This is a genomic window from Actinomycetota bacterium (genome assembly GCA_040754375.1).
Lineage (GTDB): Bacteria > Actinomycetota > Acidimicrobiia > Acidimicrobiales > AC-14 > JBFMCT01.
Map to the genome: position 1 here is coordinate 65,285 of JBFMCT010000015.1, position 6,514 is coordinate 71,798.

Annotated in this window: 11 protein-coding genes; 8 read left to right on the top strand and 3 right to left on the bottom strand. The window is 69.5% G+C overall.

Features of this window, described 5'->3' with window-relative positions; genetic code table 11:
* Window positions 1-5: 5 nt before the first annotated feature.
* The 4 genes from AB1673_08655 (at window position 6) to AB1673_08670 (ending at window position 1,547) form a co-directional block, all read left to right on the top strand.
* Entirely contained in the window at window positions 6-356 is a 351-nt protein-coding gene (locus AB1673_08655) for a hypothetical protein (GenBank protein MEW6154041.1), read from the top strand.
* Window positions 353-691: a type II toxin-antitoxin system PemK/MazF family toxin gene (locus AB1673_08660; GenBank protein MEW6154042.1), complete on the top strand. Its 339-nt coding sequence runs from the start codon at window positions 353-355 to the stop codon at window positions 689-691. Before AB1673_08655 ends, AB1673_08660 begins: the two co-directional genes overlap by 4 nt.
* Before the next feature lie 234 nt (window positions 692-925).
* Window positions 926-1,087, top strand: a complete 162-nt coding sequence (locus AB1673_08665) for a hypothetical protein (GenBank protein MEW6154043.1) — start codon at window positions 926-928, stop codon at window positions 1,085-1,087.
* A gap of 76 nt (window positions 1,088-1,163) precedes the next feature.
* Window positions 1,164-1,547, top strand: coding sequence for a hypothetical protein (locus AB1673_08670; GenBank protein ID MEW6154044.1), 384 nt, complete (start codon window positions 1,164-1,166; stop codon window positions 1,545-1,547).
* 18 nt (window positions 1,548-1,565) lie between these two features.
* Here the strand turns inward: AB1673_08670 and AB1673_08675 are convergent, their stop codons facing one another.
* A complete protein-coding gene (locus tag AB1673_08675) occupies window positions 1,566-1,769 on the bottom strand; it encodes a hypothetical protein (protein MEW6154045.1) in 204 nt (67 codons plus the stop codon).
* 147 nt (window positions 1,770-1,916) lie between these two features.
* Between AB1673_08675 and AB1673_08680 the strand changes: the two genes are divergently transcribed.
* Window positions 1,917-2,102, top strand: a complete 186-nt coding sequence (locus tag AB1673_08680) for a hypothetical protein (GenBank protein MEW6154046.1) — start codon at window positions 1,917-1,919, stop codon at window positions 2,100-2,102.
* A 94-nt stretch (window positions 2,103-2,196) separates the two neighbouring features.
* Here the strand turns inward: AB1673_08680 and AB1673_08685 are convergent, their stop codons facing one another.
* Entirely contained in the window at window positions 2,197-2,523 is a 327-nt protein-coding gene (locus AB1673_08685; protein ID MEW6154047.1) for a hypothetical protein, read from the bottom strand.
* A 574-nt stretch (window positions 2,524-3,097) separates the two neighbouring features.
* Here AB1673_08685 and AB1673_08690 point away from each other — a divergent pair.
* The 3 genes from AB1673_08690 (at window position 3,098) to AB1673_08700 (ending at window position 4,851) form a co-directional block, all read left to right on the top strand.
* Window positions 3,098-3,943, top strand: a complete 846-nt coding sequence (locus AB1673_08690; GenBank protein ID MEW6154048.1) for a GNAT family N-acetyltransferase — start codon at window positions 3,098-3,100, stop codon at window positions 3,941-3,943.
* A gap of 339 nt (window positions 3,944-4,282) precedes the next feature.
* Window positions 4,283-4,525 (top strand): addiction module protein, encoded by a 243-nt coding sequence (locus tag AB1673_08695; protein MEW6154049.1) that lies wholly within the window; start codon window positions 4,283-4,285, stop codon window positions 4,523-4,525.
* The gene (locus AB1673_08700) at window positions 4,522-4,851 is read left to right on the top strand and encodes a type II toxin-antitoxin system RelE/ParE family toxin (GenBank protein MEW6154050.1); all 330 of its coding nucleotides are present in this window, start codon (window positions 4,522-4,524) and stop codon (window positions 4,849-4,851) included. The genes AB1673_08695 and AB1673_08700 overlap by 4 nt, the downstream gene beginning before the upstream one ends.
* Window positions 4,852-5,276: 425 nt before the next feature.
* On the opposite strand, the gene AB1673_08705 is transcribed toward AB1673_08700, so the two are convergent.
* Window positions 5,277-6,248, bottom strand: a complete 972-nt coding sequence (locus AB1673_08705) for a hypothetical protein (protein MEW6154051.1) — start codon at window positions 6,246-6,248, stop codon at window positions 5,277-5,279.
* Window positions 6,249-6,514 lie beyond the last annotated feature (266 nt).

A 6,514-nucleotide genomic window follows, 5' to 3' on the forward strand; every position in this document is an offset into this window, starting at 1 on the left:
GGTTCGTGGCGTCCACTGCCGTGCGCGACGTGAAGGTGTGGACCTTCGACGCCGCCCTCGGAGGCCCAGGCAGCGAAGCCGCCCCCCGCGCCCCTGGAAGTAGTACCAGTTATACTTACGTCGTGAAGATCGCTGTCTCGGTACCCGACCCGCTCCACCAGCGCGCCGACCAGCTTGCGTCGCGGCTGGGCCTGAAGCGGTCGCAGCTCTACGCCCGGGCTGTCGAGGAGTTCCTGCTGGCCCACGAGGGCGACCCGGTCACGGCCGCTCTCGACGCCCTGGCCGAGCCGGAGGACGGCGAGGCCAGCCGTTCCGCCGGCCGTGCGTTGATCGCCAGCGGCCAGTGGGAATGGTGAGCCGTGGTGACATCTGGTGGCTCGACTTCGGGCACCCGAGCGGTTCGGAGCCCGGCTACCGCCGGCCGGCACTCGTGGTCTCGTCGGACCGCTTCAACCGGAGCCGCATCGCTACGGTGGTCGTGGTCGCGGTCACGTCCAACCAGCGGTTGGCAGCCGCCCCGGGCAACGTCGCGCTGCCGTCGGGCACGGCCGGCTTGAGCAAGCACTCGGTCGTCAACGTCTCCCAGGTGATCACTGCCGACCGGTCGTTGCTGGACGAACGCGCCGGCCGCTTGGCGCGCGACCACCTCGCCGAGGTCGACCGGGGGCTCCGGCTGGCGCTCGGCCTGTGACGCCGTTACGGCCGTAGGCAGCGAGCCACGGTCGGCCCGCGACACGTTCCCTCCAACTGAGAGCCCTGCCGTCATGAGCCTCCTGCTCCTCCGGCGACGCCGAGACTGACGAGACCCAGCGACCATGCCCGCCCCGCCGCCGTACCCGAGGATCCCGCACCTGGTTGCCGACCGGGGCACGAGCGACGATGTCGTCCTCCCGGGGGCCGACGCCGCCATGCTCCTGGGGGCCCGGTGCTGGTCGAGGAGAAGGTCGACGAGCAAGACGAACACCTCGTAATGGAGGTTTGCCTGGCGGGCTCACACCTGTGGCAGCAGGCTCCGGCGAGGGGCCTCGCAGCGACCCCGGACCTCGCCGGGTTCTTCGGCGGCCGCCTCGCCGACGATAGGTGTTGACCGCCCCATGATGGGAATGAGGCGTCGGTGGTCGGACGTGGGTGGAAGGCGGTTCACCTTGTGGTGGTATCGCCTGGTGGTGGTGACGTTCTTCGCGGCGGCGAGCGCTGCCATGGCCTCGCTGCTAGCGGCTGCGAGTGAACTCGGGGCGAGGCTCTACGTCGGCGCCGGGCTGGTGCTCATGATGGCGGTCCTGGTGCGCGCCGCTCGGTGCGCGACCGTCGAGCTTCGAGACGACGAGATCGTGATAAGGGGCCTGCGCACGCGGCGGGTCCGCTGGTCACAGGTCCGAGATGTCGGCGTGACGAGAGGGAGCTCAGCACCGTTGATCCGCTGGCGGGTGCCCTATCTGGAACTCGATGACGGCTCCACGGTGCGCGCCGACGAGATCCGTTCCCTGCGTGAGGGCACGGTCGTCGATGAGGTGGTCGAGGAGGTCCGCCGCCGCCTTTCCCTCTGAAAGCCGGTCCGTCTTGCCCTACGACGCCGCCCAGCGCCACACGAACTCGGTGCAGCCGGCCGAGTCGACCCGCACCTGGACCGTCCGGCGCACCAGCGACGCTTCGTCGCCCGCCCGGTGGCCGACGGCGATCTCCTCGGGCAGCTGGGCGATGGCCGCGTCGAGAACGGCATCGTGGTCGGCGATGTCGTTGGCCCCAGCGTTGCCGGGCCGCAGCCGCACCGCCAGCGTCTCGCCGGTGGCGTCGGCGAAGCAGTACAGGGGTGGAACCCGAACCCGCCCTTGTAGTCGCCACCGTCTCCTCCTTGTTCGCGGAGTGGACCTGGTGCAGCGACGAGTCGATGTCGAGGACGACCGTCGTCCGACGCCATGGCCCGCCGGGCCGCGATGGCGTCGGCGTCGGCCATGGCCACCAAGGCCCCGCCGAACCGGCTGAAGGCGACAGCCGCCGCCCGCGCCCCGTCGGCGTCGGGGGTGAAGCCCGAGGGGACCGGCATCACGTCGGCAGGCACCGCGACGGCCGGGGCCCGCAACGCCACGATGCCGTCGCGTTGAACTGGGAGCGACTGCTGCGTGGGGGTGCGGCCACAGCCAGTCGCTCCCAGGACCAGGACAGCGGTCACAGCGGGGGCCAGGGTGGTGCGTGGCCTCACGTACGGGCCGCCGTGTAAAGGGTGTTGACGATCACCGGTGCCAGCCCGGTCAGGACAGCGCCGATGGCCCCGGCCGCGGCCAAGATCTTGCCCTTGCCCGCCTGGAAGCCGTTGCCGAACTGCTGGCTGACGCCCCAGATACCGGCCCCGATCAGGAGCGAAGCCACCGAGCCCCACAGCCCGAACTGCCCGACCCAGTTGATCATCGTCTGGACCATCGACCCGCCTGGGAACCCGTCGGCCGTCGGTGTGACCTCGACCTGTGCTGAAGCCGGCGTGCCCCACAACGCCAGCACCAGCCCGACGGCGACAGTCGTGGCCATCACGAGCCGCGTGCCGCCCCAGAGCGCTCGCAGTCGCCCTGCCGGCCGCCAACCCCGGCGGCGCCGAGACCCACTCCTCGACGGGCCCTGTGTGATCACCGCTACCTCCTGATCCTCGCCGCCGCTCATCCTCGCCACCAGAACTGGTGAGAGACGGCCCCGTCGGTGGCCGGGGACCACGGGAGTTCTGCGAGGCTCATCTCGCAGCTTGGGCTCGGGCCGACCGGCCACGACCCAACCTCGCGGTCCCTGCGGCCCTCGTCGGCACCGATGTCACACGTACCCGGTGATCGTGGGCCAGCCGGGCGGATCAGGAGGCGTGTTCTGGGGGGCCTTCCCCCGACCTCCGCTGAGGACCGTCTCCGACCCGGGTGGGCGCGAGCCGACCCGCGAGCCGACCGGGAGGCCCCGACGCCACGATCGGCCCGGTCCCCTGGCACCGTCGGTTGAGGGAGGACCGCCCTTGCTTGGGCCAGTGCCGGGGCCGCATCCGTCCGTGCCGGCGAGGAGCCGAACACGTGTCCCACCGGGAAACTCAGTCGCCGCTCTGACCCGTTCGGGCAAGGATCGTGGGATGGCAATGACGGTCGAGCGGTTCACCGACCCCGCCCAGGTTCTCGATCGGGCCGGGCCGTTCCTGGGATCGGAGCCTGTCCTGCACAACCTGGTCCTGACGCTCCTGCACACGAACGTCGCTCACCCCCGGCCGGGCCGGTACTGGTGTTTGACCGAGAACACCCGCCCGGGCGGTGTGGTCGGTGTCGTGTACCAGTCACCGCTCGACTTCCTCGCCACCTTCACCCCGATGCCGGACGGCGCGGCGCGTGCTGCCGCCGAGGCGATCGTCGAGGACGGCGTCGCTCTGCCCGGCATCAACGGCGAGGCGACGACGGCCTCCCGCTTCGCTGGGACCTGGGCCGAGCTGCGCCACCAGCCGGTCGTCCCCGTCGAGGGCCAGCGGATCTACGAGCTTGAAGAGATGGTCCCGGCGATGGGGGCCCCGGGCCACCTCCGACAGGCTGGACCGGTCGACGGCGACCGACGCCTGCTCGTGGCGTGGACCCGTGCCTTTGAGGCCGAGGTCGGGGACTGCATCCCGCGCCGCGGTCCCGAAGAAGTGGTGGACCGGCGCCTGGCCGCTGGCTGCCTATGGCTATGGGAGCACGAGGGCCCGGCATCGTTCGCCGGCCACACGGTCCCGGTAGAGGGGGTGGCCCGCATCGGCCCCGTGTACACACCGCCCGAGCGCCGGCGCCATGGCTACGGGTCGGCGTGCGTGGCCGGGATCTCGGCGGTTCTCCGGAGCCGCGGCCTGCGCTGCATCCTCTACACCGACCTGGGGAACCCGACCTCGAACAGCTGCTACCGCCGCATCGGCTACCGGGCTACCGCCGAGCTGCTCCGCTACCGCTTCGGCTGACCGGGCCGCCACGCGGTACTCGACCGCAAGGGCCAGCGGTCGGACCGGCCGATGCGCGTGCAGCGATGGCAGCGACCCCGCCGTGGGAACAGTGGGAGATCGCGTTCGGGCCGGCCGATGTCGCCGTGTCCGCATCACCTCGCGTCCGATATGTGCCGCTACCGGGTGGTCGGCCAGGAACACCGGACGCCCGGTCCCCGAGGTGGGCGGGAGTCACCATCCCGGGCAGTGCACGTCCCACCGACCCGGCCTTGGGGCCAGTTCCGGCGCGTCGGGACGGGTGTCTTCGCACGCATGCCGAACGGCGATCTCGCTCGGGTAGCGATACCCTTCTGGGCGATGGCGATCGATCCGGACTCGCTCCTACGTGATGCGCTGACCCTTCCCGCCGATCGCCGCGCCGAGTTCGCTGCAGACCTCCTGGCCAGTCTCGATCGTGACGAGCACGACGACCCCGACGACGTCCGTGCGGCGTGGGCGGCGGAGCTCGAGCGGCGTGCACGGCGTGCATTGTCCGGTGAGGACCCGGGACGACCGTGGCCCGAGGTTCGTGAGCGAATCCGTTCCAAGCTCGCTCGGTGACGTTCCGGGTCGAGTTCTCCGCTGAGGCGGAGGAGGAACTCGACGTCGCCGCCGTCTGGTTCGACGAGCAGCGGCCAGGGCTCGGCAGCGAGTTCTTGGAAGCGATCGAGGAGATCCTCAGCCTTCTCGCTGTGTGGCCCCGAACCGGTTCGATCATCGAGGACACTCCCGCGAATCTCGAGATCCGGCGAGCGCCCGTCTCGCGCTTCCGCTTCTACGTCGGGTACCTGGTGCTCGATGACCGAGTCCGAGTTCTGGCGGTCGCTCACCATCATCGCAAGCCCGGCTACTGGCACCAGAGAGTCGGTCGTGGGAAGGGTGGATAGCTGCCGAAGCTGTGGACGACGCCAGGAATCGCTCAGCCTGTGCTCTCAGCGGTCACCGCCGGCTTCGTGGGGCTGTAGTCGGCAGGCATCGCAACGACCACCATGCACGGATCAAGTCGGGGACGTGGCGCCTGAGACGTCGAACACCTGTCGCAGCAGACCTGTGACTCGCACCGACCCGTCGACGAGAACGATCCTCGCTAACGATGATGCCCACAATCGACATCGACAGGACCCTGTTGTCACGGGCGCACTCAGCCTGCCTGCTCTTCGCTCACCCGTCCGCCAGGGAGTCGATTCGAGTCCTAACCTCGTTCCTGTGACCCCGCTCGGCTCGCACACCCACCCGAGGTAGGGGCACGCGCACAGGCTGTCTCGCAGCGCGCATCAAATGGGACACCGCAGCCCGAAGGCCGCACTCGCCGTCACAGTAAGTGCTGCGGCAAGCTGCCCAGGTTGTCCAAAACGATTGTGCCGTACCGTTCAGGAATGCCGGCCTGGCAAGCCAGGTGCCGCCACTGCTTCTCAGTCACGACGACGTCGCAATACGGGAGGGCGACACTCAGGGCGCCCAGGTCGTTCAAATCATTCGCTTCCCAACGGGCCTCCCCGTCAGCATGCCGGAGACGACGCAAGTCGAAGATCACGTCCCGGCTAGGGAGGGCTCGGAGCAGCGCCGTCAGACCCTCGGCCGTGTCGAGGTTCGGAGAGTCAGCGTTGGTGATCCCGGCGTACTCGAGCGCCTCGTTGAGAGGCTCCCGTATGTCCAGGAGCTCGGTTGCGGCGACGAAATCATGAACCTTCTTGGGCGTCGCGGGCCCCTCCTTCACCAACGCTTGCCGGAGAGCCTGCTCGTGTGCGAGCTGACGCTCGCCAAACTCACGACATCCCCTGTTCTCGTCCCATCCCGGTATCGGCACGTCGTCCGGTGGGCCAGAGAGCATCCAGAACTCGAGGACGTCGCCCGCCACCCGTTCGAACCTGGCGCGCTCGCCGGGCGGCCTGGGCAGGGCATCGCGTATCCGAAACGAAGGGAGGTCCGCGCCGAGCGCGAATGCGACGCCGCGTCCGAAGACACGAAGTGGCCGTGGCTCGGTCGGCTTGCGGTAGCGCTTGTGCAGGTATGTGTCCAACTCGGCGGGAAGGACGTCGGGCGGACCGGCGATCGCGTGGAAGCGAGACAGCTCAGCCATGAGCGCAGCCAGACGTTGCCGCGACCTCGGCCGCTGGTAGGTCTCCATGTAGTGGGCGGCCGAGATCGGCACGGACACGAGGCCCTTGTCAACGCCGTAGCGAAGAAGATCGAGCGCCTCGACAGATCTCGGATCGGTGGAGTTCCCGTACGCAGCAGACTCGAGGCGAATCCAGTGGCACTGATCGATGTAGACCCGTTTCACCTGGCTCCGCCGAGAGCCGCAAGCTCATGGGTCATCGCACACAGTACCCATGAGGCCTGGTGGCGGGCGGTCGTTGGGGCCCGGTACCGCCCGTGGCGGAGGCGGCACGGAGGTGCTCGGACACGCGCGACCGGCGCCCTGTCAGCGGCCATGAGATCCTGAACGGAGACGGCCAAAGAACTGAACGCTGGCGGCCACGAGAACTGCGCGGTGGCGGCCACCAGATCTGCTTGATCGATTGACCGTTGTCCCGGTGGGTCCACCGC